This window comes from Kribbella antibiotica, assembly GCF_004349055.1.
Lineage (GTDB): Bacteria > Actinomycetota > Actinomycetes > Propionibacteriales > Kribbellaceae > Kribbella > Kribbella antibiotica.
Genome location: NZ_SMKX01000136.1, coordinates 1 through 25,347, shown reverse-complemented (window position 1 = coordinate 25,347; position 25,347 = coordinate 1). Strand labels below are relative to the sequence as shown.

Genomic DNA, 25,347 nt, shown 5'->3' with positions numbered 1-25,347 from the left:
GGACCTAACCGGTCTCCCGCCCACCCTCATCACCACCGCCGGCTTCGACCCCCTCCGAGACGAAGGCATCGAATACGCCGAAGCTCTCGCAGCGGCCGGCGTCGAGGTAACCCACCTGAACCATGTCGCCCTCCCGCATGGCCACTACAACCTACAAACCCTGCCGGGTGCGACGGCGCAGGCTATGACCGCACTCACCACCCACCTGCGCTCCGCCCTGCATTAGCGAGGTGGGTCAACCAGCACCGGAACGGCCTCGCGAACCAGCAGCGGCGTCGAGGGCCCGGTGATTAGAACATCGCCGAGGTACCGGGTGATAGGGCCGACAGTGAAGCTCGCGTCGTAGTTGACGGTGACCGACAGTACGACGTTGCCGCGCTTCATGTACTTGTGAGTGATCTCCTTTGAGGGGTATGGCTTACCAGGAGTGTCCGTTGTCTTACTGGTGCCGTCACCGAAGTGCCAGGTGTAGCTCGTGGGGTCCGCCGTCACGGTGACCATGAGCCCAACAAGCGGCACATCGACCGTGGTGGGGCCATTGTTTTCGGTGTAAACGATCGTGTCCTGGTTGACGAGCGTCTTGTCCTTGGGCTGCACGTGAACCGTCAGCTTCGGGAATGCCACGTCCTTCGACTCCGCCAGCACCTGCTCCCAGGTGATGTCCTCAGGCCGCGGCTGTACGACGGGAGGCGGAGTACCCGGCCGTCCCGGCTGCTGCGGCTGAATCGGCCCGGTCGGCTGACACCGCGTCGGCCCAGGAACCGTGCCATCCGGCGCCATACGTCCACAAATCCCGATATTGAGCCGCAACGGCAGGCGAACCGGGGGCGTCCCCTTGGGAGCTTTCGGGATCTGCTTCCTCGGGTTGCGAGGCTTGTGTGCCGTAGGCCGTGCGGGTGAGGCCGGTCGCTTCGTCGTCCGGCGATTCTGGGAGCTACCTGTGATGGTTGCCCCCCAGGATGTACCTCTCCCTTTGACATTCTTCTTCGGCTTGGCCGTTTCCACACTCAGAGGCAGCGCTTGACCTGCATTCCAGTCAGACGACGCGTCGGCCACCTCGAGGCCACCGACGATCAGCATCGCCGTGATCGTGGTGAGCAGGCCAGCACGCAGCAGGTTTCCGGTCATTCTTTGATCTGCATCTCGTACATCACCCAGTTTCCGTCGCGTGCCGACAGGGTGAACTCCATCGAGCCCGTGCCCGGGTCATGCGAAACAGGCGCGGCGCTGGGCGAGGTCCGTTCCTGGAAAACCCCGCTCTTGAGGGCAGCTGAGCCGCCGACCTTTCCGTCGGTTCCTCTGAAGATCTCCTTGACGCTGGTGAGGCGATCCTTGTAGTCGCCGGTCAGTCCGCCATTCTTCGCGTTGACCTTGCGGGTGTACTCCGCAAACCCTTTACACCCGAGACAGCCTTTGTCGGCTTCGGCGAGCAAGGCTTGGGGATTCCCGGTCTCGTACGAGTAGTTCATGAGCTCGACGTAATAGCCGATGAATGCTTCGCCTGCCGAAAGACTGGGCCCCTCGGCAGTCTGCGGCCGTGTGGGGCTGCTGCCGGTGGTGCCTGAAGGTGCGGTAGCGCCTGGAGTCGTGGCAGAGCCGGTCGGCGTCGTCGAGACCGACGGCGGGGCTGTGTTGGGGCGGCCGGCTTCGGGGCTGCCGGGGCCGCAGGCGGTTAGGGCTAGGGCGGCGGCCAGGGCGGCTGGGAGCCAGTTGCGGGGTGTCACCGATATCACCTCTCCGTAGTCATCTCTGATCGTAGACGGAGTGGGGGTGCTGGCGAGATGTCAATTGGTGCAGCTGTGGATAACTGGCCTGACCGGTCAGGTCCGGTCGGCCTGCATCGACTGTGAGTGCCGTGTCGCCAGAAGGCGCTTACCGGCAACACGGATCTCCCACTCGCTGGTCAACTCCCCGCACCCGTACGGCGGCCTCAGTCGCGAGCGCATGACTTCGGTCGGAGCACGGTGGCGCACGGAACTGGGCGTTCGCCGTGTTTGTGCGCGAGGCGGCACTTTGGGTATCCATCAACCAGATTTCCGGCTGAGAAGTGGTTGGTGGGTGCTCAAAGATGAGGCTGGTGCCCAAAGGTGAGGATCGTGCTCAAGGTCCAGCGGCGAGTGAACCGGGAATGCTGCCGGTAATCGATGTCCAGCGACACACTGCGTTCACTCGGCGACAGCCCCGCCCCCGATCGGCCTGATGACGCGCTGGCCGAGCCATGGGTGTGTCAGTAGCGCGGGATAGGTGGGGCCAGGAGCCGTCCGGCTGGGGGGTTTGAGGCGCGGACGGCTCCTGGTTGAGGGTGAGACGGGTGGGTGAGGGAGTTATGACGCGGAGTTACGGGGTGTATTGGACGTGTTGGGCGGCGGTGGTGAAGCCGAGTCGTTCGTAGAGGCGGCGGGCGGGGGTGTTGGTGCCGTCTACGTAGAGGGTGATGGCGTCCAGGGTGCGGGTTTCCTGGAGGTAGGTGAGGCCTTGGAGGGTGAGGGCTTTGCCCAGGCCGGCGCCTTGGTGGGTGGGGGAGACGCCTACTACGTAGACCTCGCCGGCGCCGTCTTCGACTTTCGTCCAGTGGTAGCCGGCGAGGTTGCCTTCGGCATCGATGGCGAGGAAGAAGCCGGCTGGGTCGAACCAGGGCTGGTTGAGGCGGTCGGTGAGGTCGGACTGGGTCCAGGCGCCTTGTTCGGGGTGGGTGGCGAAGGCTTGGCTGTTGACTTTGAGCCAGGCGGCGTCGTCGGTGCCGGGGACGAAGGTGCGGACGGTGATGCCTTCGGGCCAGACCGGCTCCGGGAGGGGCGCCGCTGGGCGGCGGAGGAAGTAGAGCTCGCGGGAGACGTGCAGGTTGAGGCGGGCGGCGAGTTCGTCGGCGCCGGGGAGGCGGCCGTGAGCCCAGACGGCGAGGCGGGGGCCGGCGTGGTCGAGAAGGGTGCGGAGGAGGGCGGTGCCGGTACCTTGACGCCGGTACGGCGGGGTGACGAGGAGCTCGGCTGAGCCCTCGGGCGTGAGTGCGGCGTACCCGATCAGGTTGCGGGCGGATTGGAGTCCGCTCGGCTCGATCGTGCCGGGCTCGCCGTCGTAGGCGAGGACGTGCAGGTCGCCGGGATGTTCGCCGTCGAGGTGCAGCAGGGTGCGCTCGTCGAGCGGATGGACGCCGTCGCTCTCTGCGGCCGTGCGAGCGAGCTCGGTGACGGCTGCGGCGGTCGCCGGGGGCAACGGTGAGGGAACTGCTTCGAGGGTCACAAGGAATACCGTAAAAGGTCCTGGAGAGTTCCTGCTCAAGTCCTTGGAAGGGCAACGATTTCTCGGGTAATTTCTCGGCACCGCACATTATTCGCGGGACCGCAGACCGCGCGGTGATCGCTACAACGAGGTAGACGGAGTAGACATGGCCTTGACAGGACGAGACATGAAGTGGCTGAACCGACGGCGGGCCGCCGGCCTGATCGCCGTCGGCACGGCCGCGGTGCTCGGCTTGGCCACGGGGGGAACCGTGACCCAGGCATCGCCGGCCCGACCGAAGCCGACGCATACCCAGATCCAGATGCTCGCCATCAACGACTTCCACGGAAACCTGGAGGCGCCGAGTGGCTCGAGCGGCAACATCAACGGGGTCCCGGCCGGTGGAGCGGCCTTCCTCGCCACGCACCTGAAGCAGTTGCGGGCTGCCGCCGAGGCGAAGGGGCAGGACTCGGTGACGGTCGCCGCCGGTGACCTGATCGGGGCGTCGCCGCTGCTGTCGGCCGCGTTCCACGACGAGCCGACCGTCGAGGCGATGAACCTGCTGGGGCTGGATGCGACCTCGGTCGGCAACCACGAGTTCGACGAGGGCTGGCGGGAGCTGCTCCGGATGCAGAAGGGTGGCTGCCTGAAGGACGGGGACGGGCAGAACAACCAGAACTCCTGCCCGGACAAGAAGCACCCGTTCAAGGGCGCCGACTTCGACTTCCTGTCGGCCAACGTCTTCTACGAGAACTCGAAGAAGACGTTGTTCCGGCCGTACACGATCAAGACCTTCGACGATGGCCGCAAGGTCGGCTTCATCGGGATGACCCTGGAGAACACGCCGAACATCGTCACCAAGTCCGGTGTCGAGGGGCTCACCTTCAAAGACGAGATCGAGACCGCGAACGCGCTGGTCCCCGAGCTGAAGAAGAAGGGTGTGGAGTCGATCGTCGTGCTGCTGCACGAGGGTGGCTTCCCGGCCGACCCGAAGGCGTACAACAGCTGCCCGGGGATCTCCGGCCCGATCGTCGACATCAACAAGGGTCTCGACCCGGAGATCGACGCGATCGTCTCGGGGCACACCCACCAGGGCTACAACTGCAGCCTGCCGGACAGCGCCGGTCAGCCGCGGCTGGTCACCAGCGCCTCGTCGTTCGGCCGCCTCGTCACCGAGGTCCGGCTGAGCATCAGCAACGCGACCGGTGACGTCGACCGGCTGAACACGCTGGCCAACAACCAGATCGTCACCCGCGATGTGCCGGCTGACCGCCGGACCAGCGAGCTGATCAGCAAGTACCAGACCTTGGTGGCCCCGATCGCGAACAAGGTGATCGGCCACATCACCGGTACGGCGGTCTCCCGCACGCCGGACGATTCGCTGGAGTCCCCGCTGGGCAACCTGATCGCGGACGGTCAGCTGGCCGATCCGTCGGTCGTGACCGGTGGCAAGGTGCCGGTGGCGGCGTTCATGAACCCGGGCGGTATCCGGGCCGACCTCGCGTCGAACGCGGGTGAGGTCACCTTCGGGCAGGCCTTCACGGTGCAGCCGTTCAACAACTTCCTGGTCTCGATGGACATGACCGGGACGCAGATCAAGGCCCTGCTCGAGCAGCAGTTCTCCGGCGTGAACGGTCCGGAGGCCGGCAAGTACAAGGTGCTGCAGGTCGCCGGGATCACCTACACCTGGAACCCGGCCGCTGCGGCGGGTTCGAAGATCGTGCCGGGCTCGGTGAAGATCGCCGGTCAGCCGATCGTGGACGGAACGTCGTACCGGATCGTCACGAACAACTTCCTGTCCGACGGGGGCGACGGGTTCCCGGCGTTCACGACGGCCACCAGCAAGTTCTTCGGTGGGCTCGACATCGATGCCTTCGCCAAGTACCTGACCGCGCACGACCCGTACACCCCGGGCGCGACCGACCGGATCTCGATCGGTTCCTGACCCCGACACCGTCAGTGAGTGCGCCGTCCGCAGCGGCGGCGCACTCAGCGGAAGAACGTCGACAGGAAGCAATCGACAGGAAGCAGTCGGCAGGAGAAACGTCGGCAGGAGAAACGTCGGCAGGAGAAACGTCGGTAGGAGAAACGTCGGTAGGAGGAGCGCCGGCAGGAAGAACGTCTACAGGAAGAACCTGAGCAGCACGAAGGCCAGCGCGCACGCGGTGGTGATCGCGGACAGGCCGCCGAAGCCGCGCCGGAAGGCGGCGCCGAAGACGGCCAGCGTGAGCGGGACGAGCATCACCAGCAGCGTGACGCCGCCCGCGTGGATGCCGACATGCGCCCGGCTGGTGAGCACGAGACCAAGGATCATCGCCAATGTCAGGCCGAGCCAGGTGGACCGGCGAATCGGTCCGTCAACTGTGCGGTGACCGCGATGCGACGCGCGGGTCGCGCGGCGATGTGAGGTCGGAGCAACGTGCGCCATCGAGGATCGGTGACCTTCCGTGGAACGACGGAATACGCAAGGTAGCAGGATCCTTGACAGTCGTAAAAGGCCGTCGCCTCACCAGTCACACAACACTTCTGGCGTCACAGCTCCGAAGTTCGGCCGCCACCGCACCGGCCTAGATCGCAAAGAACGTCCGATCCACAGAGCACGCTAGACCGCAACGAACGCCAGCGTCAGCCGCCCGCGAAGGGGGGCAGGGCGTCAACCAGTGCACCTGCGCGCAGCGGCGTCGACGGCACCGCGCGCTCACCGTCCAGCAGGAACGTGCACAACGACAGCACCCGTGCGAGCTCGGGCCGATCGACCGACACCGTGGTGATCAGATCGCCCAGCGAGGCGGCGTCCGCGGTCGCGGTGGACTCACCGGCGGCGCTGCGGGCGGCGGCGAAGTATCTGATGGTGACTTCCGGCATCTGGAGGCGACCTCACTAATCGGTTAAGTCTTCCGCTATTATGTCAGCTTGCTGTTGCTATCCAGTGTCTCGGGCCCCCGGCAATGACGCCGTTGGGGCTCGACGTGCACTATGACCGGCACAGGGGGACGACGTGAGCACGTTGCTTCTGCTGACGAACGCTCTGCAGGCCTCTACCGAGGTTCTGCCGTCGCTCGCTTTGTTACCGCACCAGATCCGGATCCTCCCCGCGGAGGTCTCGGCCCTGGTGGATGCGCCCGATGCGGACGCCGTCCTGCTGGACGCGCGGCGTGACCTGGTCGCGATCCGCGGCGTCTCGCGCCTGATCCGTACGACGGGAATCACCGTCCCGCTGATCCTGGTGGTCACCGAGGGTGGCCTGACCGCGGTCAACGCGGACTGGGGCGCCGATGACGTCCTGCTCGACACCGCCGGCCCGGCCGAGATCGAGGCCCGGCTGCGACTGGTGATCGGCCGGCTCGCCGCGACCCGCAACGAGGACCCGGACACCAGCCTGATCCGTACGGGTGACGTGGTGATCGACGAGGCGTCCTACACCGCCAAGCTCAACGGGCGGGCGCTCGACCTGACCTACAAGGAGTTCGAGCTCTTCAAGTTCCTGGCGCAGCACCCCGGCCGGGTGTTCACCCGGGAGCAGCTCCTCCAGGAGGTCTGGGGCTACGACTACTTCGGCGGCACGCGGACGGTCGACGTCCACGTCCGGCGGTTGCGGGCCAAGCTCGGCCCGGAGCACGAGCAGCTGATCGGGACCGTCCGTAACGTCGGCTACCGCTTCGTGGTCCCGCCGACGACCCGGGAGCGCGAAACGGCCGAGGTCCCCGCCTAAGAGGGCGTAAAGCCCGATCGAGCCCCCATCGGCAGGTAGATTCTGCGCGTGGCGATGGAGTCGGGGTCGTTGCTCACCACGGTGGGCCGCGCAGGGGTTTTGTTCGGCAAGGCGTGGCCGAGGTTGCTGGCGGTCTTTGTGATCGCCCAACTGGCGCACCGCGGACTGCAGTGGGTCGCGGTCCAGGCCGGGGCCAAGGCTGAGGCGGTCGGTATCGCCGTACTGGCCTTGCTTGTCGTGGTGTCACTGGCCATGTACGTCGCCATGTTCCTGGTGCTGCGCGGCGAGCTGCCGTACCACCGCCGGGCCGTTGCCGAGGGCATGCTTGCCCCCGACGGAGCAGAGCCAGGCAAGGAAACTCGTGCGGTCGATGCCTTGGCTGCCGCGCTACTGCCGTTCCTGGCGTTCTATGCGGCGTACAAGTTCCTGCAGAACGAAGCGCTCGACTACGAGTACAAGCTGGCTGTGCACAAGGTCAACGAGACCGTGGCCACGGTGCTCGGTGGTGGCGCGGTTCCCGAGCAGTCGACCGGGCTGCAGTCCCTATCGACCTGGCTCTTCATCGGTCTCGGCGTCGTGGCCTACCTGTTGCGCTTCGGGTTCAAGAAGTGGAAGCGGGACAAGGAAGGCCCGGTCCGCAAGCTGTTCGTCACGTACCTCGAGGCGTTGTGGATCTTCGTGGTCGCCTACCAGGCCACCTCGTACATCCCCTCGCCGAAGCAGTGGCTGCAGGAGCGACAGGTGTGGCAGTGGCTGCACGACGGCTACGTCTGGGTGCTCGACCATGTGCTCGGTGCGACGCAGGTCCGCGAGGTCTGGGACGCGGTCACCGGCTTCATTGCCGCCGGCGTCGGCGACCTGTGGAGCGCCGCCGTCCTGCCGCTGATGTGGATCACCATGACTGCGGTGATCTACGGCCGCGCGGTGCACAAGGCTCACAAGGAGCCGCGCTGGCGTTTCGACCGGCTGACGAACCGCTGGCAGCAGACGCCGCGCTTCGTGCAGGCGGCCGGTAACTCGGTCGCCGCGGACTGGAAGGACCGCTGGACGCCGGTCGTCAACGCGTTCCGGCTCGTCATCCGCTCGGGTCTGCGCCCGATGCTCGGCTACTTCCTCGCTTGGGCGGTCGTCACGTTCGCGGCCAGCGGGGTCTGGATCGCGCTGAAGCTATGGGTGCTCGGTCCGCACAGCCTGCCGTTCTGGCTGGTGATCGACGGGCCGCTCAGCCTGCTGACCGAGGCCCTGAAGATCATGCTGCAGGTGAGCCTGCTGGCGGCCGCGTACGACCGGATGATCGGCGGCCTGGCCGGCTACCTGAACCGTGGCACCCGCGCGGTCGTGGAGCAGGACGACAGCGAGCAGGGCGGCGTCGCCGACCTGACCGCGGCTACCTCGGGAATGCCAGATACTCAGGAAGTTTCGTAGCCCACGTCATCGTCGGCTGCACGCTGGCAGCCACTGACTTCGGTACGACGAACACGAACGCGGCCTCGTAGGGCTTCCCCGCAACCGGCTTCACGTAGTACTCGGCCAGCGGACCACGCCAGCTCGCCGGTTTCTCGTCGTACCCGCCTGTGCAGCTGTTCGGCCGGTCCTGGAAGTCGCTGGCGAGGATGTCCTCGTCCCAGATCCGCCCGTCCGGTGCGCGCAGGTACACCTTGCAGCCGCCCAGCCCCGGCTTGTCCAGTACGGCGAGATCGTCCACCTGGAGCCGGATGTGCACCCGGATCCGCGTGGTGTCCGGCGGTAGTTCGGCAGTGGCGCCGGCCCGCCGGGGCTCCGGGTTCTCCTCGACACTGGCGGCGTACCAGGTCGCTCCCTCGTACGACGTCCCGCTGTCGGCCACGACGACCGCGTCGCGCGGCTCGGCGTCGTACCAGGATTTGTAGTCCTCCCGTGTGGTCCACCAGCCGGCCACCGGCACGGTGACGACCAGCGAGGCCAACGCCGCAACGTTCTTGCTGAACCAGCCCCGGCGCGCCCGCCGTGCGCTGCTCACGAGGCGCTCGCTTTGGCGAACGTGACAACGTCCCGGACGGCGGGGGCCTGGTCGCCGAGCGAGACGTTCGCCTGCGGCTCGAGGTCGTTCATGTACGCCTTCTCCATCACCTGCAACGTTGCTCCCGGCAACTTGTCGGCCGGCATCTCGATCACGATCGAGCCGCGCGCTGCGATCCCAGGCGCGAACTGGAAGCTGCCCAGGTCGACCGTCTCGAGGCCGCTGCGGTTGGCGCCGACGTAGGTGACGCCGTCCGCGGTGCGGATCTGGACCAGGTTCAGGTGGATCGGCTCCTGGGTCGCGACGACGGTCGCGTCCACGACGACGAAGTTCGTCTTGGTCTCGCGGACCGTGGTGTTGCGCGGGATCTTCAGCTTCTTGCCGACCCGCACCGCGTCGACCGTCAGCTTGAATCGGCCGGCGTCGACCGGACGGGCCATGACGCCGTTGATCGGGGTCGGGTCCTGAATGTCCTTCTGGGTCGGCGTCCACCGGTAGAGACCGATGATCGCGACCAGGACGGCCAGGGTCAGGCCTGCATTGAGGAGCTTGCGGCGGGTCACTTCGTGACCACCTTGGTGTTGTCCTTGACCTTGATGGTGCCCTCGGCAGCGATTGCGTCCGGCAACCACTTCTCGTGGTGGTCCAGGATCGACTCGTCGTAGTGCTTGTAGCCCTGCACCGTCACCTTGGCCTCGGTCGGCAACTCGGAAAGCTTCGGCAGTTTCCATACGAAGGCGATCGTCTGCTCGACGTCCGGTGTCAGCACGGGGTTCGTCGTGTTGTCGTCGACGGTGCTCACCCCGAGCGGTGGGTCGGTGTCCTTGATCCCCGGTACGCCGATCAGGCGGATCAGGTCCGACGGCGGCGTCGTACCGAGGTCGTCGGTGACCTTGAGCCGGGTCACCGCCACGAGTAGTGCACCGCCCGGATCAGGCTTGAAGGTGGGCTCGAGATCCTTGACCGCAACCATCCGGTCGACGATCACCGCGAACTGGCCGGCATCGACCGTCGCCCCGGCGGTGAGCGCCGGGGTCTCCGCATCGGCCTTGTTCAGGCCGCCGAACGCGGCCGAGATCGCCAGTACGACGGCGCCCGCGCCGATCACCCAGGTCTTGACCGAGCGCCCACGCACCCTGAGGTTCGCCAGCTCCGGACGCTCTTCGGGTTCTTCTTCCTGGGCCCGCGTCCCCGTCTCTTGCACGGTAAAAGGGTAACGAGAAGCAGGGGCAACACGGTCTAATAGGGCTGTGGAGGAGACAGGGCTGATCGTGCGACCGGGGCTGGTGGTCCCGGAGGGGGAGCTGAGCTGGCGCTTCTCCCGGTCGGGCGGGCCGGGCGGCCAGTCGGTGAACACCACCGACAGCCGGGTCGAGCTGAGCTTCGACCTCGCCGGTACGACGGCCTTGTCCGGTCTGCTGAAGTCTCGCGCCCTGGAGCGGCTTCAGCCCCGGCTCGTGGACGGGGTGCTGACGATCGCGGCCTCGGAGTTCAAGTCGCAGTGGCGCAACCGGGAAGCGGCGCGGGCGCGATTGGGCGCGCTGCTGCGGGAGGCGATCTCCCCACCGCCCCCACCGCGGCGGCCCACCAAGCCCAGCAAGGGCTCTGTCCGGCGCCGACTCGACAGCAAGACCCGTCGCGGTCAGACCAAGCGCCTCAGATCCCGCCCTGAGGACTGAGCGTCCAAGGCGTGAAACAGCGGGTGGTGCTGAAAAACCACCGACGTACTCTGGTTTGTTGTGAGCCTAGGTCTGTGGGTCCTGGCCGGCGCGCTCGTCGCCGGAGTGGTTCTCAGTGTGCTCAAAACCTGGATCGACGGCCGATTCCGGCAGAAGGTGAGTGACGTGGAGCGGGTATCCGCAGCCGACGTAGGTGTCGAGCTGGGTGAGCGGGCCACATTGCTGCAGTTCTCCTCCGCCTTCTGCGCGCCCTGCCGGGTGACCCGGCGGACGCTGGCCGAGGTCGAAGGCATGGTCGAGGGGGTCCGGCACGTGGAGCTCGACGCGGAGTCGCACCTGGACCTGGTCCGGAAGCTCGACATCCTCCGGACGCCGACGACGCTGGTGCTCGACAGCACCGGGGCGATCGTCCAGCGAGCGAGTGGTGCGCCGCGCAAACCGGATGTGATCGCAGCGCTGGCGACTGCGATCGACCACCAGCCGCACTGATTCACCCTGAGCGGACCAATCCACCTTGAGTGGGATGGCGCTCGACCCCGCCTGACCGGCATGCTGTGCGAGTGAACTTCCCAGCCGGTTGGTACGACGACCCTCAGCACCCGACTCAGCAGCGCTACTGGGACGGGAGTGTCTGGACCGACGAGCGCCGCCCGCGGGAGCAGCCGTCCCAGCAGCCCGCACAGCAGCCGTCGCCGTACCAGGGTCAGTACGGTCAACCTGCGCAGACGCCGCAGGACCAGCCGCAGTACGGCCAGCCGGTGCAGCACGGCCAGGTCTTCGGTGGAGCCCCGCAGCAGCAGCCCACGTCGGACCGGCCGGTCTACGGCCAGCCTGGTCCGCAGCAACCGCCGCAGCAGCAGGCAGGTCAGCAGCCGGGTCAGTACGGCCAGCCCCCTCAGCAGGGCTATCCGGCGTACCCGCAGCAGCAGCAGGGCTACCCGGCCTACCCGCAGCAGCAGGCGGGCTACGGCTACCCGGGACAGAACCGCTTCGCGACCCCGGACGGCCAGCCGCTGTCCGGTTGGTGGCGCCGCGTCGGTGCCCGCATCATCGACAACATCCTGGCCGGGATCGCCGCGCTGCCGTTGACGGGCTACTTCCTCTGGCAGTACATGCAGTGGTTGTCCGACTACTTCAAGGAAACCTTCGATGCGGCGGCCGCGGGCGCTTCGACGCCGCCCACCACCTCGCTGCCGCCCGAGATGTACAAGTGGCTCATTCCGATGGCTCTGATCAGCGCTGCGGTGGCCTTCGCCTACGAGTACTTCTTCCTGACCAAGAAGGGTGCGACCCCGGGCAAGATGGCGCTCGGGATCGCTGTGCGGCTCCGGGATCGTCCGGGGCTGCCGAGCGGCGCCGCGGTGGCCAAGCGCGCCGGGTTCTTTGCCGCACTCTCCGTCCTGGGCCTGGTGCCGCTGGTCGGCACCCTGCTCGGGCTGGTCGGCCTGCTCGACTACCTGTGGCCGCTGTGGGACGACAAGAAGCAGGCGCTGCACGACAAGATCGCCGAGACGAACGTCGTTCGCACCTAGAGGATTGTCCGTATGGTGATCAGTTGTCTCAGGAAATGGGACAACTGTGAACCTCTCTGCACGCTGTCCGTATTCTCGGACCGTGGAGTACACGACTTATCTGACCAAGCGCCGCGCAGTGGACAACTGCCGCATGCGCTCGTCACTGTGTCGCAGCCGCTGACCAGGCGGCGTCCCGAACGCTGTGGAACCGGCATCTGAGCCCGATTCCACGTACGTCGCCTCCCGCGTGCACGGGCGGGTCCGGCTCGAACCACTCCTCCTCCAGGAGTCGTCATGTCAGATGCGACGGCAAGTGCTTCTCCCCAGGTCGACCCGCGAGGGCTCCGGTTCGCAGCCGGTGTGACCGCGGTTCTGCTGGCGTTGACCCTGATCCTCGGTAACCCGTGGATCCTGGCGGTCCAGACACTGGTGTTCGCGATCGGGACCGCCTTCGGCGTCCAGGCATCGCCGTACGGCCAGTTCTTCAAGCGTGTGGTGCGCCCGCGCTTGGGTCCGCCGAAGGAACTGGAGGACGCGGCCCCGCCGCGATTCGCCCAACTGGTCGGCCTGATCTTCGCGATCGTCGGCCTGATCGGCTATCTGAGCGGCGCGGTCGTGCTCGGAGTGGTCGCCACCGGATTCGCCCTCGTTGCTGCGTTCGTGAACGCCAGCGTGGGGCTCTGCCTCGGCTGCGAGGCCTTTCTGCTGATCCAACGCATTCGTACGCCAAGTACCGCTACCAACTGAGAGAGGCAGCACACATGAGCAGGGAATCTGCGCTCGTTTCGGCCGACTGGGTCGAAGAGCACAAGAGCGATGCGAACGTCGTCCTGATCGAGGTCGACGAAGACGTCTCGGCGTACGACGCCGGCCACATCGCCGGTGCGATCAAGCTGGACTGGAGGGACGACCTGCAGGACCAGGTCCGCCGGGACTTCGTCAACCAGCAGCAGTTCCAGGAGTTGCTGTCCGGCCGAGGCGTCAAGAACGACGACACCGTCGTGCTGTACGGCGGCAACAACAACTGGTTCGCCGCCTACGCGTTCTGGTACTTCAAGCTCTACGGCCACGGTGACGTCCGCCTGCTCGACGGCGGCCGCAAGCGCTGGGAGCTGGACAGCCGCGAGCTGACCGACGAGGCCGTCAAGCGCGAGGCCACCGAGTACGTCGCCGCCGAGCCGGACCTGACCATCCGCGCCTTCCGCGACGAGGTCGGCGAGGCCATTGGCGTCAAGAACCTGGTCGACGTCCGCAGCCCCGACGAGTACGCCGGTCGCCTGCTGGCCCCGGCCCACCTTCCGCAGGAGCAGGCACAGCGTGCGGGTCACATCCCGACCGCGGCCAGCATCCCGTGGAGCAAGGCGGCCAACGACGACGGCACCTTCCGCTCCGACGAGGAGCTGAAGACCCTGTACGCCGATGCCGGCGTCGACTTCGGTAAGGACACCATCGCGTACTGCCGGATCGGCGAGCGCTCGGCGCACACCTGGTTCGTGCTGCACGAGCTGCTCGGCCAGGAGAACGTCAAGAACTACGACGGGTCCTGGACCGAGTGGGGCTCGCTGGTCGGCGTACCGGTTGCCCTGGGCGACGAGCCGGGCGAGGCCTGACATGTGCGGAGCAAAGAAGGGCGGCCTCGACCTCAAGGGTGTCGACGTCGACAAGGAAGCTGTGATCCAGGGCCAGGTCCTGCGCGGTGACGAGCCGGTCGGTGGCGCGTACGTGCGTCTGCTCGACGCGACCGGTGAATTCACTGCCGAGGTGCCCACGTCCGCGACCGGACACTTCCGGTTCTTCGCCAAGCCTGGTGAGTGGACGCTGCGCACGCTGGCGCCCAAGGCCGAGCCGGTCGACCGCCAGGTCGTGGCCCAGTACGGCGCGGTCGCGGAAGTGGCCGTTACCGTCTGACTTCTCGCTCGTTACTGATGGTGCCGCCGTCACGGGACGGCGGCCCACCCTGAGGCAGTTCCCAAAGGGCCCGGACCTTGCGCGTCTGGGCCCTTTGGCATGCCCGGAACACCTTGTGAACAACGCGATCCTGGTCATTGGGCCGGGGTTATGGGGCACCGGCAACCAAATTGGAAGGTCACGTTTTGGTCTCGGAGCGCATCAGGCTCGTTACCTACTGCAACTGCCCGAGTTGTCCTCTGTGTCCTGGCCCGCGCTACGGGTCATGTCATCACTCAGGGAGGAGGGGTCATGGGACCCCGCATCAACAAGAAGCTCGCCGCCGTCGGTGTAGCGGCGGTCGTCGGCGTCGCTTCTACGATCGCGCTGACTTCAGGCTCCGCGTCCGCGTCGCCGGTTTTCGGCTACAGCGGATACGGCATCGGCGTTGAGGCCAAGGGCGGCATCGTCAACGGTGGCGCGCAGACCGTCAGCACGATCAGCTGCACCACGGACTCTTCGGCGAAGATGTCGAACGACGTCGCCGCGGCGAACGTCAACAACCAGGCCATCGCACGCACCGTGCGGACCGACACCCACGCCTTCAACAACAAGAGCGGCAACGGCGTCACCAGCAACGCGTCCGCCGTCGACGTCAAGGTCGGCAGCCTGCTGCACCTGACCGGTGTGAAGACGACCACCACGGCGGTGTACAAGAACGGCAAGCTGTCCTACACCGGTAACACGACCTACGCGGGCGTGAAGATCGGCAACATTTCGGTGCCGTCGCTGCTGCACCCGGAGCCGAACACCAAGGTCGCCGTCCCGGGCCTGGGCTACATCGTGCTGAACCGCGTCGGTGGCGTGAAGAGCGCGAACGGCATCTACTCGTACGCACAGGGCGTCGTGCTCTTCGCGAACGTGAAGAACAAGTACATCCCGGAGGGCATCGAGGTCGCGGTTCTGAAGACCCGCGCCGAGATCTCCAAGCCGGCCACCGCGGTCGTCTTCGGTGACGCCTACGTGACCAAGGCGAACGTCGACAAGCTGGTCGTCTCCGGCCCGACGTCGTACCAGGCCACCTGCAAGGGCACCGAGGGCAAGACGGTCCGCCAGGCCGTCGGCGAGGTTGTCATTCCGAAGGTCGCCTACGTCGGTGCTGCTTACACCACGAAGAACGGCTACCAGAACGAGAACAAGGCCGCCGTCACCTTCACGTCGCACGTTGCGGGCGTCAAGGTCGGCAACCTGTCGATCGGTGCGATCAACTCCGAGGCCTACGCCTCGAAGACGAAGGACGGCAAGTACGCCGTCGCTTTCAAGTCGAACATCGCCTCGATCACCGTGAACGGTAAGACCTACCCGGTGAAGACCGGCGTGAACTCCACGCTGGACATCCCCGGCATCGCCAAGCTGACCTTCAACCAGGTCAAGAAGCAGCAGCGGTACATCTCCGTGAACGCGCTCGTGATCGACGTCTACAGCCTGAACACCAAGGTTGTCGTCGGCCACGCTGCCGCGGGCGTCATCGGCTGATTCAGCCAACTGTCTGAGTCGAACCTCACCGTCTCAGAATTCTGAGAACCGCCCCGGGCCCTACATAGGCCCGGGGCGGTTTCTTTATCTGGACACAGTTTTATGTCAGCAAGCGCGCAGCGAGCTCAGCGTTGCGTTGGGCAAATAGTTGCCAGCTCGCCGGAGTAGCGGCGACCCGATCATGGGCAGTGCGTTCGGTCATCGCGTGCTGGGTCCAGGTCCGCACCCGCCCGTCGCGCAATCCGAAGCTGACCATCACCCCGTCGGCCCACCCGAAGACATCGGCATCGTCAGCCGTCAGCAGTGACACCTTCTGCTCCGCGACGATCCATTCGAACGCGGCCAGTTCGTCCTGCAGCTTCCCCGCGAACTCGAACCGCAACGCCCCCGCCGCCTGGTCCCGCCGCCGCGTCAGTTCATCCCGTACGGCGGCCACCGCGGCCGGCTCGCGATCCAGTACGGCGTACGCCGCCGCCGTGAGCGATTCTCGGTCGTCCGGTCCGACGCCGAAGAGTCTCGCGAACTCACGCACTGATCCGGTGGTCTCGGTCGTGTAGTGCAACGGGATCACGCGCTGCAGTCCCGAGATGGCCTGCCGGATGCGCAGCCCGCCCAGGTACGGCCCGAAATGCCGGCGGGTAAGACCGAGCTCGTGCGTGAAGCGCGGGCCGTCCGGATCGAAGCGGATGTAGCCGACCACCTCGGATCCGCCTTCGGTGCGGTTCCAGCGGGGTTTGGTGTGTTCGAGCAGGTTGCGTTCGAGCCAGGCCGCCTCGTGTTCGGAGTCGCACCAGACTCCTTCGACGCGGGCGATCCGATTCACCATTCGGGCCAGCCGCGGGCGGTCGCCGAGATGGGTCCAGTACGACAGGACGCGGCGGCGCAGGTTCACCGCGCGGCCGATGTAGAGGATGCGGCCGTTCTCGTCGCGGAAGCGGTAGACACCGGGTGCCTGCGGCAACCGGCGAGCAACGAGCCGAGCCGACTCCATGCGAGAGGGTATCTGAGAACCCCACGCCTACTGCGCAGCACTCGGCACGGCACCTCGCCGCACTGGTGCAAAGACCACGATGGAAAAACATCGAGGCCTTCGCCCCAGCACGCCGAGCTACCGCACCGAGCACTTGCTCGCTACGGCGCGGAGTCCTCAGACACCCTCTCAGGCGTCGAGAATCAGGGTGACCGGGCCGTCGTTGACCAGGCTGACAGCCATGTCGGCGCCGAACCTGCCGCGCTCGACCTTGGCCCCCAACTCCTCCAGGGCGGCGCAGAAGGCGTCGTACAGGGGTTCGGAGACGGGGCCCGGGGCCGCGGCGCTCCAGGAGGGGCGGCGGCCTTTGCGGGTGTCGGCGTACAGGGTGAACTGGCTGATCGCGAGGATCGGCGCCTGCTCGTCGGAGGCGGAGCGCTCACCGTGCAGGATGCGCAGCGTCCAGATCTTCGCGGCCAGGGTCTTGGCCGCCTCGGGGGTGTCGTCGTGGGTCACGCCGAGCAGGATCAGCAGGCCGGGGCCGTCGATCGCGCCGACCACCTCGCCGTCGACGGTGACGGAGGCCTGACTGACGCGCTGCACTACTGCTCTCATGCACTCATCCTGCCTCGCTTGCAGCCTTCCCGCGAGTCAGCTTCGCTGCGTGATCCGGGAGCGCTGAATCAGGAACACCGCCAGACCAGCCAGGATGATTGTTGCTTCGAGCAATAACCAGTCGCGGAGATAGTCGCGGGGGAGGACGGTCGGGTTCGCGCCCTTGCCCTGGCGGAGGAGCAGCGGGATCGCGATCAGGGTGGTGATTCCGACGTACAGCAAGGTTGTTCGTACGGCGCCGACCGTGCGATGGCGGTCGGGTCCGATCGACCAGCGAGTGACCAGCCAGCCGACGGCAACCGTGGTCGGGACGAGGATGAAATCGTCCGCGATCACAACGCCGCCAAGCCAAAGTGGCAATCGGATCAGCTGTGCCGGCTGGAGTGATTGGAGCATCAGCCAGACGCCCCAGAGGCCGAAGCCGACACCGAAGGCGGCCAGGGCGGCGCGGGTCTTCACGAGATGACCTCCAGTCGGTGCACCCATTTGGTCTGCAGTACGCCGGGTCGATTCGGCGCGATGATCCGGGCCGGGAAGCCGTGATCGAGGGCCAGTTCACCGCCGTTGAGTCGCAGTGCGAGCAGCGTGAGCGGATCGGCGGCGAACTCCGGAGGGAGCTCGGTGGTCGCATAGAAGCCGCCCTTCTCCATCGAGACGACGCGGACTCGGGATGACGCCGGGGCGCCGCAGAGGTGCAGGAGGTCGCGGATTCGGATGCCTTCCCAGCGGGCGCCCTGGCTCCAGCCCTCGACGCAGGCGATCGGCAGGTCAGAGCGGCTCTGCGGAAGCGCGCGGAGTTGGTCGATGGTGTACGAAAGTTGCTGTGGGCCACTGATGGTGAATCGCCAGTCAGCGGGGATGCCTGGGACGCCGGCCGCCTCGGCGGTTCGGTTGACCGGCAGACCCTGGGGGCCGACGTTCGGCTTGCGGGGTGCGAGAACGGCGATCGGTCCGAAGGCGGGGACCGATTGGCCGATGGTGCTGATGCCGACCAGGGAGGCGGCTCCGGCGACGGTACGGAACAGGCCGCGCCGGGTCATCCCGGTGATTGCTGGCGGCAACGACTCGGCGACTACTTCCGCCGTACGGCGCCAATGGGTTCGGATCAGTGGGAGTTTGACGGCGATGTGAACGAGCAGTGCGCCGATGATGATCCAGGCCAGCGCGTAGTGCGTTTCCTTGAAGGGGAACGGCCACGGGTACCACTGCAGGGTGTTGAGGTAGCCGATGAAGAGTTCCAGTGCCATCGCCGAGACGAGGACCAGGATAGATGCCTTCTCCAGCAGCCCTTTGAGCTCGGGCTTGGCGAACAGCTTCGGATAGACCGTCCAAAGCTTTGCCAGCAGCAACGGTACGGCGATCGTTCCGCTGAACACGTGCAGTCCCTGCGTGACGCGGTACAGCGAGGCCGGGCGACTGGGGATGTGCAGCCAGGCGGGGGTGTGCTGCTGGAAGTGGCTGAACAGGCCGGTCAGGAAGCAGACCAGCACGGCCACGGCCAGCCAGCGTCCGATCACCGTGGCCACCCGGGGGTGGTGCAGCGGCGACGGGAAGGATTTCTCCGTCGGAGGGGCCGGAAGCTTCATGACTCAACTACAACGCAGATTGTGGCGGTTGGACGGCCGAGATCCCTTACTGCTCGCGAACGGCACAGTCTGCTCGCGAACGGGATCCGTTGCACGTTCTGGCACGTCTATCGGGGGGTATGCGGACCGCCGAAGGAATAGGCTAGGCCGGATCAGCTTGAGGGGAGTGAGTGGCAGGTGCAGACGCAGCAGCGGTCGTCCGAGGACGACGAGCGCGCGATGGCGGATCTGGCCGAGGTGACCGACTGGACCTCGATCTGGGGACCGGACGGGCCCGGCCTGGATGCGATCCGGGAACGCGTCCTGCGTGTCAACGCTGTCACCGGCTGGCAGCCGTGGGCGCCGGGCGACATCGACCCCGAGCAGTTCACCTGGGGCCTGATCACCCCACGCGAGACGGTCATGCTGTTGCTGCCGGACGCCGTACTGCCGGAAAGCCCCCGAAGCGGATGGTCGGCGTACGAGATCGGTCCGGGGGAGCTGGCCGCGGCCGAGCTCGGCCTGGACGATCACTGGCTCGCCGAGATCGAGCGTGGCCGCCGGCACTGGGGCGCACCCGTGTACGTCGGTCCTGGGTCGGATCCGCGAGTTCCGCCGGAGTGGCGGGGGCGCCGACGGCATCTGGCCGTCTGGCTGCGCCCGGGCGCCGAGTTCCACTTGTATGCCACGCAACCTGATGCGGACACCCCGCAGGCCGGGTTCGGGTACTCCGTCTATGCGAGTGAGGTCGCCTGATGGCTGACGATCCAGAAGAGATGCTCGAGATCCTGTTCAAGCAGGTCAGGCGACTGATCAAGCAGATGGACAGCTTCCTCAAGCAGCTCGAGCGGAACCGGCAGGCGAAGATGCCGCGGCCGCTGATGGAGTCGATCCGCGACATCCGGACGCACGACCCGCGGATCGACCAGGCGATGAACGACCGGCCACCGAGCGATCAGTACGCGCGGGTCGAGCGGGACCTGCAGGTCCTCCGCGAGCGTGAAGCCGACCTGCAGCGTCAGCTCGACGAGCGTGGGCAGGACCAGCAGTTGCTCGACGACAAGGACCGCAACGGCGAGCCGGACGAGATCACCAACCGGATCGACCCGGACCGGGACGGGCGCGACGACGCCGTCGAGGACCGCACCGAGACCGACGAGCAGCGGGACGACCAGCAGCGCGAGGCCGAGGAGCGCGAGCGGGCCGACCGCGAGAAGGAACGCGAAGAGCAGGAGCGGCGCGAGAAGGAGCAGCGCGAACGCGAAGAGCAGCAGCGCCAGGAGGCCCAGGCCGATGCGCCGGCCGCCGGGCTGCCGGTTGCCGATGCCGCCGTCAACGACCTGGACGCGTCGGCGGAGGCCGCGCGCGGGGATGCCGAGTTCGAGCGGGACGCGGCACAGCTGCACCAGGACTACGAGGCGGACCGGGATGCGCACCGGGAGGGGACCGACGCCCAGGGGCCTGAGTTCGAGGCGCAGAAGCAGCAGATGGACGCGCGGCGTGAGGAGCTGCGGGCCGAGCGCGACGGGCTGAACCCGGAGCAGCAGGCCCAGCAGGAGGGTCTGGCCCCGGAGCAGCGCGACCAAGCCCAGGACCTGTCGCCCGAAGCCCAGCAGCAGCGTGACCAGGCCCAGGAGCCACTGACCCCGGAACAGCGCGACCAGTCCCAAGACCCGCGTGAGCAGGCCGAGCAGACCCAGGACCCGCGGGAGCAGACGCAGGAGCAGGCTCGCGAGCAGCAGGAGCGGGAGCCGCAGGGTCAGGACGAGCGGGAGCAGCAGGCGGATGGGCCTGAGAGCCGGCAGGAGCAGCAGACCGAGCGGCAGGAGGAGGACCGGGAGCAGGCAGAGACCGGTCCCCAGGAGGGCATCCCGTCCGGAGGCGACGTCGCGGCCGACAACGAGACAGCCGAACGGCAGGAGCAGGGCCAGCCGGTCGATCGGGTGATCGCCGAGCAGCAGATCGACCGGGAGAACCAGCAGGCCCAGAACGGCCAGAACGGCCAGGACGCCCCCCGCAGCGAGATGTCAGCCGAAGAGATGCAGCGCAACCAGAAGGCCTACAGCGCCGGTACGGCGAGCCCCAGCGGCGCCGTCGGTAGTCGCCCGAGTGGGGAGTCGCTGGACGGCGCCCGCGGCGGCCAGACAGCTGGTGCTGTCCACGCCAAGACCACGCAGCGCGGCGGCCGCGAGCAGAGCGGCCACGAGCTGAAGAAGGGCTAGTACACGATGGCTTGAGCGTTGTCGGCCAGGATCTCCTCGGTGAACGCGGGCGCTCCCGCGATCCGCGTCCCGGGGAGCAGATCGGCCTCGGTCAGGTCGCGCCGCTTCACACACTGCGTGCAGGCGGTCAGCTGGCCACCAGCCAGGACTCCAGCGAGCAGGTCCGCGAGAGGAGCGGCGTACGGGAGTTCGAAGGCCTCGGCACGGCCCGGTACGGCGAACCAGACGGCCTCACCGGTGAGCCAGAGGGACACCGAGGCGCCGGCCGCGACCGCCGTGGCGGCGACCGTGAAGGCTTGGTTGGCGCGCTCGGCCTCATCGGCGCCTGCGGTCAGTTTGATCACCAGCGTGCGGGACATCACGCCACGGTAGCCGAAGCGCTCCGAACCATCCTCTAGAGTGGTGATCGTGCTCCACGTCATCTTCACTTCGCTGCTGGTCCTGGTCACCATCTTCATGGGCTGGTTCTCGGCTTACGTCGTCTACCGCCTGTTCCGCGGTCGTCAGGCGAGCTGAGCGACCCCGATGGCGTTCGAGATCACGCAGGACCTGCACCCCGACCTGATGCCGCTGGCTTGGCTGCTCGGTCGCTGGGAGGGCCGCGGCCACGGTGACTACCCGACGATCGAGAAGTTCGAGTTCGGGCAGCAGATCGACTTCAGTCACAACGGCAAGCCGTTCCTGCACTACGTCAGCCAGACCTTCGTGGTCGGCGAGGACGGCAAGCGGGAGCGTCCGCTGGCGCTCGAGACCGGGTTCTGGCGGCCGAAGCCGGACAACAAGCTCGAGGTGATCCTCGCGCACCCGACCGGCTTCGCCGAGATCTGGTACGGCGAGATCGAGGGCGCCAAGATCGAGATGCGTACCGACGTCGTCGCCCGTACCGAAACCGCCAAAGAGGTCACCGCCGGCCACCGCCTCTACGGCCTGGTCAAGGGCGAGCTGATGTGGGCCTACGACATGGCCGCCGAGGGCAACCCCCTCCAGCCCCACCTCTGGGCAACGCTCGTCCGTTCCTAACTCTCGGCCACCCAGGAGTACTCGACCTTCGGGCGACCACTCCGGCCGTCGTACCGCTGCGTGCGCAGCGCTTGGCCCTGGTCGGCCAGGTGTTCGAGGTAGCGGCGGGCGGTGATGCGGGAAGTGCCGAGCGAGGTGGCGACCTCCTCGGCGGTCCAGCCTTCGCGGTTGCCCAGGAGCTGGACTACTCGGTCGAGGACTGAGCCGGCTAGGCCTTTCGGGACCGAGGACGAGGCTCTTGCCGGGTGCAACAAACGGTCGACCTCGTCCTGATCAGCGACGACCTGGCCGGACTCGGCGGCCTTGCGTTGCCGCGCGTACGCCGTGAGCCGGTCGCGCAATGTCTCGTAGGCAAAGGGTTTCAGCACGTACTGCACGACGCCGATCCGCGCCGCCGCTTGCACTGCCGCGACCTCGCGGGCGGCAGTCACGGCGACCACGTCGGTTTGGTTGCCCTGGGCCCGCATTCGGCGAACCACGTCCAGGCCGTGCCCATCCGGCAGGTTCATGTCCAGCAGCACGAGATCCACGCCCGGGCGGGTGAGCACCTGGAGCGCTTTGGCCGCCGTACTGGCGATTCCGATACAGGTGAAGCCGGGCAGGCGATCGACGTACGTGCGATGCGCCTCGGCCGCGACCGGGTCGTCCTCGACCACAAGGACCCGCAGGTCAGGCACTGGCGCTCACCGCCCGCGGCAGCCGCACCCGCACAGTCAACGCCGGTACGTCGGCCAGTTCCGAATCCGGATCGACCATCAGCTGACCCTGCCAGCGCTCGACCGTACTGCGGACGAGCACCAGCCCGAGGCCATGTCCTGGCTCGGCCTTCGTGGTCCAGCCGCGCTCGAACATGTGGGCCAGTTCGGTGGCACCCAGCTCGGCGCCGGTGTTGGTGACAACCAGGTCGATCGCGTCCGGCGTCGTACCGGCGCGAAGCTCGACGCGGCGCGGTGCCGGGCCGCCGCGGGCCGCCTCGATCGCGTTGTCGAGGAGGTTGCCGACGACGGTGACGACGTCCTGCGCGGGGAGCCGGGTGTTCAGGGGCTCGTTGCCGAGCTCGAGGGTGAGCGTGACGCCGCGCTCCTGGGCCTGCGCGAGCTTGGCGAGCAGGAGCGACGCCAGGACCGGGTCGCCGACCGTGCCGACCACTCGATCCGTCATCGCCTGGGCGAACTGCAACTCCGACACTGCGAACTCCCTGGCCCGTTCGGGCTTACCGATCTCGATCAGGCTGACAACTGTGTGCAGACGGTTCGACGCTTCATGGTTCTGGGCCTGCAGCGACTCGGCCAGGCTGCGGACCGCGTCCAGCTCGCCGAGCAACCGCTGCAACTGGGTGTGGTCCCGCAGGGTGACGATCCGGCCGGACCGCGACGGTTGCTGATTCACGACCAGTACGCCGGCTGCGCCGAGATGAAGTTCGTCGTACGCCGTCCTGCCGTTGCGGAGCAGTTCCGCCAGCGGTGTGCCGAGGTGGAGCTCCTCGATCGGCGTACCGGGTGGGACGTCGTTCAGGCCGAGCAACTGGAGGGCTTCGTCATTCGCGAGCTGAACCCGGCCGCCGGAGTCCAGCAGGATCAGGCCTTCGCGCGCGGCGTGCAGGACGCCCTCGTAGAAGTCGAGCATCCGGGCCAGCGACTGAGTGCCCATGCCGCGGGTGGCGCGGCGGACCCGCCAGGTGACGAGCGCGTTGCCGGCGATCGCGACGCCGAGGATCAGGCTGGCGATGCCGAGCATCGGGCGCAGGTCGAGGCGAATGAGCTCCCACAGGCCGGCCGGCGTCGTACCGGTGGCGGCGGCGTCACGGTCGGCCTGGGCGCGGGACCGGGCCACCAGGGAGATCCAGGCCATTACGATCAGTACGGCGACCGTGACCGTCTGCAGCCAGAGGACCTGGCGACGAAGCTCCCACGGCCGGTGTTTCACACCGGACAGTCTGCACCGAGAACGATATGAACGAAACGCGCACTTCTCCTGTGCGTCACGTCACAGTTACTCAAGCCCTCCCGCTCGCTGTACAGCCCAGTACTGCCCGCCGGCCGAATCAGGAGTTTTCATGGCCACGACCGAACCCCGACCGACCCCGGTCCGGAACGATCGAACCCACTTCCTCTACATCGCCGTCATCGTCGCCGCACTGCTCGGTATCGGTGTCGGCCTGCTGTTCCCGAGCTTCGCGATCGAACTGAAGCCGCTCGGGACCGGCTTCGTGAACCTGATCAAGATGCTGATCAGCCCGATCATCTTCTGCACCCTCGTCATCGGTATCGGCTCGGTCCGCCAGGCGGCCTCGGTCGGCAAGGTCGGTGGCCTTGCGCTCGTCTACTTCCTGGTGATGTCGACGGTCGCGCTGTTCATCGGTCTGGTCGTCGGCAACGTCGTTCAGCCGGGCTCCGGACTGAACCTGACCGACAAGCTGCGCGAGCAGGGCCAGAAGCAGGCCTCCGGTGCGCACGAGACGACGACCGACTTCATCCTCGGCATCATCCCGAAGTCCCTGCTCTCCTCGCTGACCGAGGGTGAGGTCCTGCAGACGGTGCTGGTGGCCCTGCTGGTCGGCTTCGCACTCCAGGCGCTGGGCTCGAAGGGCGCGCCGATCCTGGTCGGTATCGGGCACATCCAGCGACTGGTCTTCAAGATCCTGTCGATGATCATGTGGACGGCGCCGATCGGTGCGTTCGGTGCCCTCGCGGCCGTGGTCGGTGCGGCCGGTTCGACCGCGCTGCTCAGCCTGCTGAAGATCATGCTGGCCTTCTACATCACCTGTGCGCTGTTCGTGATCGTTGTCCTGGGCACCATTCTCAAGGTGGTCACCGGGATCTCGATCTTCCAGCTGCTCAAGTACCTGGGCCGCGAGTTCCTGCTGATCGTGTCGAGCTCCTCGTCGGAGACCGCGCTGCCGCGCCTGATCGGCAAGATGGAACACCTCGGCGTCGGCAAGTCGGTCGTCGGTATCACCGTCCCGACCGGCTACTCGTTCAACCTGGATGGCACCGCGATCTACCTGACGATGGCGTCGCTGTTCATCGCCGAGGCGATGGACACCCCGTTCTCGCTCGGTCAGCAGATCTCCCTGCTGGTGTTCATGATCATCGCCTCCAAGGGCGCCGCCGGTGTCACCGGCGCCGGCCTGGCCACCCTGGCCGGCGGCCTGCAGTCGCACCGCCCCGAGCTCGTCGACGGCGTCGGCCTGATCGTCGGCATCGACCGCTTCATGTCCGAGGCCCGCGCCCTCACCAACTTCGCCGGCAACGCAGTTGCCACGGTTCTGGTCGGCCACTGGGTCAAGGACTTCGACAAGGACCAGGCCAAGCAGGTCTTCGCCGGTGAAGACCCGTTCGACGAAGCTGCCTTCGCAGCCGGCGACACCCACGCCGGAGACGTCCCGCAGCCCTCCGCCCCCGGCAAC

Annotated in this window: 30 protein-coding genes; 15 read left to right on the top strand and 15 right to left on the bottom strand. The window is 67.1% G+C overall.

The window, feature by feature from the left end; genetic code table 11:
• A partial coding sequence (locus tag E1263_RS44160) for an alpha/beta hydrolase fold domain-containing protein (RefSeq protein WP_165956825.1) occupies positions 1-226 on the top strand: 226 nt, incomplete at its 5' end.
• Here the strand turns inward: E1263_RS44160 and E1263_RS42935 are convergent.
• The 3 genes from E1263_RS42935 to mshD all read right to left on the bottom strand — a co-directional run bounded on the left by E1263_RS42935 (position 223) and on the right by mshD (position 3,240).
• Complete coding sequence (locus E1263_RS42935; protein WP_165956824.1) at positions 223-780, bottom strand: PKD domain-containing protein; 558 nt, start codon at positions 778-780, stop codon at positions 223-225. The two genes, E1263_RS44160 and E1263_RS42935, sit on opposite strands and share 4 nt — an antisense overlap.
• A 344-nt stretch (positions 781-1,124) precedes the next feature.
• Positions 1,125-1,724, bottom strand: coding sequence for a DUF6318 family protein (locus E1263_RS32845; RefSeq protein WP_132174525.1), 600 nt, complete (start codon positions 1,722-1,724; stop codon positions 1,125-1,127).
• A 613-nt stretch (positions 1,725-2,337) separates the two neighbouring features.
• Positions 2,338-3,240, bottom strand: coding sequence for a mycothiol synthase (gene mshD, locus E1263_RS32840; RefSeq protein ID WP_132174523.1), 903 nt, complete (start codon positions 3,238-3,240; stop codon positions 2,338-2,340).
• Between the two features lie 166 nt (positions 3,241-3,406).
• Between mshD and E1263_RS32835 the strand changes: the two genes are divergently transcribed.
• Positions 3,407-5,164, top strand: a complete 1,758-nt coding sequence (locus E1263_RS32835) for a bifunctional metallophosphatase/5'-nucleotidase (RefSeq protein WP_238161739.1) — start codon at positions 3,407-3,409, stop codon at positions 5,162-5,164.
• 177 nt (positions 5,165-5,341) lie between these two features.
• Here E1263_RS32835 and E1263_RS32830 read toward each other — a convergent pair whose 3' ends face one another.
• Both E1263_RS32830 and E1263_RS32825 read right to left on the bottom strand, forming a co-directional pair.
• On the bottom strand, positions 5,342-5,647 hold the full coding sequence (locus tag E1263_RS32830) for a hypothetical protein (protein WP_132174519.1): 306 nt from the start codon (positions 5,645-5,647) through the stop codon (positions 5,342-5,344).
• A gap of 197 nt (positions 5,648-5,844) precedes the next feature.
• Positions 5,845-6,084 carry a MoaD/ThiS family protein gene (locus tag E1263_RS32825; RefSeq protein WP_132174517.1) on the bottom strand — a complete coding sequence of 80 codons (240 nt, stop codon included), beginning with the start codon at positions 6,082-6,084 and terminating at the stop codon, positions 5,845-5,847.
• A 133-nt stretch (positions 6,085-6,217) separates the two neighbouring features.
• On the opposite strand from E1263_RS32825, the gene E1263_RS32820 reads away from it, so the two are divergent.
• Positions 6,218-6,931, top strand: coding sequence for a response regulator transcription factor (locus tag E1263_RS32820; protein WP_132174515.1), 714 nt, complete (start codon positions 6,218-6,220; stop codon positions 6,929-6,931).
• A 54-nt stretch (positions 6,932-6,985) separates the two neighbouring features.
• A complete protein-coding gene (locus E1263_RS32815; RefSeq protein ID WP_238161740.1) occupies positions 6,986-8,356 on the top strand; it encodes a hypothetical protein in 1,371 nt (456 codons plus the stop codon).
• Here the strand turns inward: E1263_RS32815 and E1263_RS32810 are convergent.
• From E1263_RS32810 to E1263_RS32800, 3 genes are read right to left on the bottom strand one after another with little or no spacing between them, the layout of a single operon-like run.
• Entirely contained in the window at positions 8,319-8,930 is a 612-nt protein-coding gene (locus E1263_RS32810; protein ID WP_132174513.1) for a hypothetical protein, read from the bottom strand. The genes E1263_RS32815 and E1263_RS32810 overlap by 38 nt on opposite strands.
• On the bottom strand, positions 8,927-9,493 hold the full coding sequence (locus E1263_RS32805) for a hypothetical protein (protein WP_132174511.1): 567 nt from the start codon (positions 9,491-9,493) through the stop codon (positions 8,927-8,929). The genes E1263_RS32810 and E1263_RS32805 overlap by 4 nt, the downstream gene beginning before the upstream one ends.
• Positions 9,490-10,134, bottom strand: coding sequence for a hypothetical protein (locus tag E1263_RS32800; RefSeq protein WP_132174509.1), 645 nt, complete (start codon positions 10,132-10,134; stop codon positions 9,490-9,492). The genes E1263_RS32805 and E1263_RS32800 overlap by 4 nt, the downstream gene beginning before the upstream one ends.
• Positions 10,135-10,180: 46 nt before the next feature.
• Between E1263_RS32800 and arfB the strand changes: the two genes are divergently transcribed.
• The 7 genes from arfB to E1263_RS32765 all read left to right on the top strand — a co-directional run bounded on the left by arfB (position 10,181) and on the right by E1263_RS32765 (position 15,546).
• A complete protein-coding gene (arfB, locus tag E1263_RS32795) occupies positions 10,181-10,609 on the top strand; it encodes an alternative ribosome rescue aminoacyl-tRNA hydrolase ArfB (protein WP_132174507.1) in 429 nt (142 codons plus the stop codon).
• Positions 10,610-10,669: 60 nt separating this feature from the next.
• Positions 10,670-11,098, top strand: coding sequence for a TlpA family protein disulfide reductase (locus E1263_RS32790; RefSeq protein WP_132174505.1), 429 nt, complete (start codon positions 10,670-10,672; stop codon positions 11,096-11,098).
• A 71-nt stretch (positions 11,099-11,169) separates the two neighbouring features.
• Positions 11,170-12,141, top strand: a complete 972-nt coding sequence (locus tag E1263_RS32785; protein WP_165956823.1) for an RDD family protein — start codon at positions 11,170-11,172, stop codon at positions 12,139-12,141.
• 276 nt (positions 12,142-12,417) lie between these two features.
• Positions 12,418-12,870 carry a DUF4395 domain-containing protein gene (locus E1263_RS32780; protein ID WP_132174501.1) on the top strand — a complete coding sequence of 151 codons (453 nt, stop codon included), beginning with the start codon at positions 12,418-12,420 and terminating at the stop codon, positions 12,868-12,870.
• 14 nt (positions 12,871-12,884) lie between these two features.
• Entirely contained in the window at positions 12,885-13,733 is an 849-nt protein-coding gene (locus E1263_RS32775) for a sulfurtransferase (protein ID WP_132174499.1), read from the top strand.
• A 1-nt stretch (position 13,734) separates the two neighbouring features.
• Positions 13,735-14,031, top strand: a complete 297-nt coding sequence (locus E1263_RS32770) for a DUF1416 domain-containing protein (RefSeq protein ID WP_132174497.1) — start codon at positions 13,735-13,737, stop codon at positions 14,029-14,031.
• A gap of 291 nt (positions 14,032-14,322) precedes the next feature.
• Positions 14,323-15,546, top strand: coding sequence for a choice-of-anchor P family protein (locus tag E1263_RS32765; protein ID WP_132174495.1), 1,224 nt, complete (start codon positions 14,323-14,325; stop codon positions 15,544-15,546).
• 100 nt (positions 15,547-15,646) lie between these two features.
• Here the strand turns inward: E1263_RS32765 and E1263_RS32760 are convergent, their stop codons facing one another.
• The 4 genes from E1263_RS32760 to E1263_RS32745 form a co-directional block, all read right to left on the bottom strand.
• A complete protein-coding gene (locus tag E1263_RS32760) occupies positions 15,647-16,537 on the bottom strand; it encodes a GIY-YIG nuclease family protein (protein ID WP_132174493.1) in 891 nt (296 codons plus the stop codon).
• Between the two features lie 168 nt (positions 16,538-16,705).
• A complete protein-coding gene (dtd, locus tag E1263_RS32755) occupies positions 16,706-17,131 on the bottom strand; it encodes a D-aminoacyl-tRNA deacylase (RefSeq protein ID WP_132174491.1) in 426 nt (141 codons plus the stop codon).
• Positions 17,132-17,167: 36 nt separating this feature from the next.
• Positions 17,168-17,590, bottom strand: a complete 423-nt coding sequence (locus E1263_RS32750) for a hypothetical protein (RefSeq protein WP_132174489.1) — start codon at positions 17,588-17,590, stop codon at positions 17,168-17,170.
• Complete coding sequence (locus E1263_RS32745) at positions 17,587-18,717, bottom strand: molybdopterin-dependent oxidoreductase (protein ID WP_132174487.1); 1,131 nt, start codon at positions 18,715-18,717, stop codon at positions 17,587-17,589. Before E1263_RS32745 ends, E1263_RS32750 begins: the two co-directional genes overlap by 4 nt.
• 177 nt (positions 18,718-18,894) lie before the next feature.
• Here E1263_RS32745 and E1263_RS32740 point away from each other — a divergent pair, with 177 nt between their 5' ends.
• Positions 18,895-19,452, top strand: a complete 558-nt coding sequence (locus E1263_RS32740; protein WP_238161738.1) for a hypothetical protein — start codon at positions 18,895-18,897, stop codon at positions 19,450-19,452.
• On the top strand, positions 19,452-20,918 hold the full coding sequence (locus E1263_RS32735; RefSeq protein WP_132174485.1) for a hypothetical protein: 1,467 nt from the start codon (positions 19,452-19,454) through the stop codon (positions 20,916-20,918). The genes E1263_RS32740 and E1263_RS32735 overlap by 1 nt, the downstream gene beginning before the upstream one ends.
• Here the strand turns inward: E1263_RS32735 and E1263_RS32730 are convergent.
• Entirely contained in the window at positions 20,915-21,277 is a 363-nt protein-coding gene (locus E1263_RS32730) for a DsrE family protein (RefSeq protein ID WP_132174483.1), read from the bottom strand. The genes E1263_RS32735 and E1263_RS32730 overlap by 4 nt on opposite strands.
• A gap of 166 nt (positions 21,278-21,443) precedes the next feature.
• Here E1263_RS32730 and E1263_RS32725 point away from each other — a divergent pair, with 166 nt between their 5' ends.
• Complete coding sequence (locus E1263_RS32725; RefSeq protein ID WP_132174481.1) at positions 21,444-21,938, top strand: heme-binding beta-barrel domain-containing protein; 495 nt, start codon at positions 21,444-21,446, stop codon at positions 21,936-21,938.
• On the opposite strand, the gene E1263_RS32720 is transcribed toward E1263_RS32725, so the two are convergent.
• Both E1263_RS32720 and E1263_RS32715 read right to left on the bottom strand, forming a co-directional pair.
• Positions 21,935-22,615: a response regulator gene (locus tag E1263_RS32720; RefSeq protein ID WP_132174479.1), complete on the bottom strand. Its 681-nt coding sequence runs from the start codon at positions 22,613-22,615 to the stop codon at positions 21,935-21,937. The two genes, E1263_RS32725 and E1263_RS32720, sit on opposite strands and share 4 nt — an antisense overlap.
• Positions 22,608-23,864: a sensor histidine kinase gene (locus E1263_RS32715; RefSeq protein ID WP_132174477.1), complete on the bottom strand. Its 1,257-nt coding sequence runs from the start codon at positions 23,862-23,864 to the stop codon at positions 22,608-22,610. The genes E1263_RS32720 and E1263_RS32715 overlap by 8 nt, the downstream gene beginning before the upstream one ends.
• A gap of 130 nt (positions 23,865-23,994) precedes the next feature.
• Here E1263_RS32715 and E1263_RS32710 point away from each other — a divergent pair.
• The coding region (locus E1263_RS32710) for a cation:dicarboxylate symporter family transporter (protein WP_132174475.1) at positions 23,995-25,347 on the top strand (1,353 nt) is incomplete at its 3' end.

Bases quoted from the DNA above. Each gene is read 5' to 3' on its own strand.
- E1263_RS42935 (WP_165956824.1), bottom strand. From the start codon at position 780: ATGGCGCCGGATGGCACGGTTCCTGGGCCGACGCGGTGTCAGCCGACC.
- E1263_RS32835 (WP_238161739.1), top strand. From the start codon at position 3,407: ATGAAGTGGCTGAACCGACGGCGGGCCGCCGGCCTGATCGCCGTCGGC.
- E1263_RS32830 (WP_132174519.1), bottom strand. From the start codon at position 5,647: ATGGCGCACGTTGCTCCGACCTCACATCGCCGCGCGACCCGCGCGTCG.
- E1263_RS32825 (WP_132174517.1), bottom strand. From the start codon at position 6,084: ATGCCGGAAGTCACCATCAGATACTTCGCCGCCGCCCGCAGCGCCGCC.
- E1263_RS32815 (WP_238161740.1), top strand. From the start codon at position 6,986: ATGGAGTCGGGGTCGTTGCTCACCACGGTGGGCCGCGCAGGGGTTTTG.
- E1263_RS32780 (WP_132174501.1), top strand. From the start codon at position 12,418: ATGTCAGATGCGACGGCAAGTGCTTCTCCCCAGGTCGACCCGCGAGGG.
- E1263_RS32775 (WP_132174499.1), top strand. From the start codon at position 12,885: ATGAGCAGGGAATCTGCGCTCGTTTCGGCCGACTGGGTCGAAGAGCAC.
- E1263_RS32770 (WP_132174497.1), top strand. From the start codon at position 13,735: ATGTGCGGAGCAAAGAAGGGCGGCCTCGACCTCAAGGGTGTCGACGTC.
- E1263_RS32765 (WP_132174495.1), top strand. From the start codon at position 14,323: ATGGGACCCCGCATCAACAAGAAGCTCGCCGCCGTCGGTGTAGCGGCG.
- E1263_RS32760 (WP_132174493.1), bottom strand. From the start codon at position 16,537: ATGGAGTCGGCTCGGCTCGTTGCTCGCCGGTTGCCGCAGGCACCCGGT.
- dtd (WP_132174491.1), bottom strand. From the start codon at position 17,131: ATGAGAGCAGTAGTGCAGCGCGTCAGTCAGGCCTCCGTCACCGTCGAC.
- E1263_RS32745 (WP_132174487.1), bottom strand. From the start codon at position 18,717: ATGAAGCTTCCGGCCCCTCCGACGGAGAAATCCTTCCCGTCGCCGCTG.
- E1263_RS32735 (WP_132174485.1), top strand. From the start codon at position 19,452: ATGGCTGACGATCCAGAAGAGATGCTCGAGATCCTGTTCAAGCAGGTC.
- E1263_RS32730 (WP_132174483.1), bottom strand. From the start codon at position 21,277: ATGTCCCGCACGCTGGTGATCAAACTGACCGCAGGCGCCGATGAGGCC.
- E1263_RS32725 (WP_132174481.1), top strand. From the start codon at position 21,444: ATGGCGTTCGAGATCACGCAGGACCTGCACCCCGACCTGATGCCGCTG.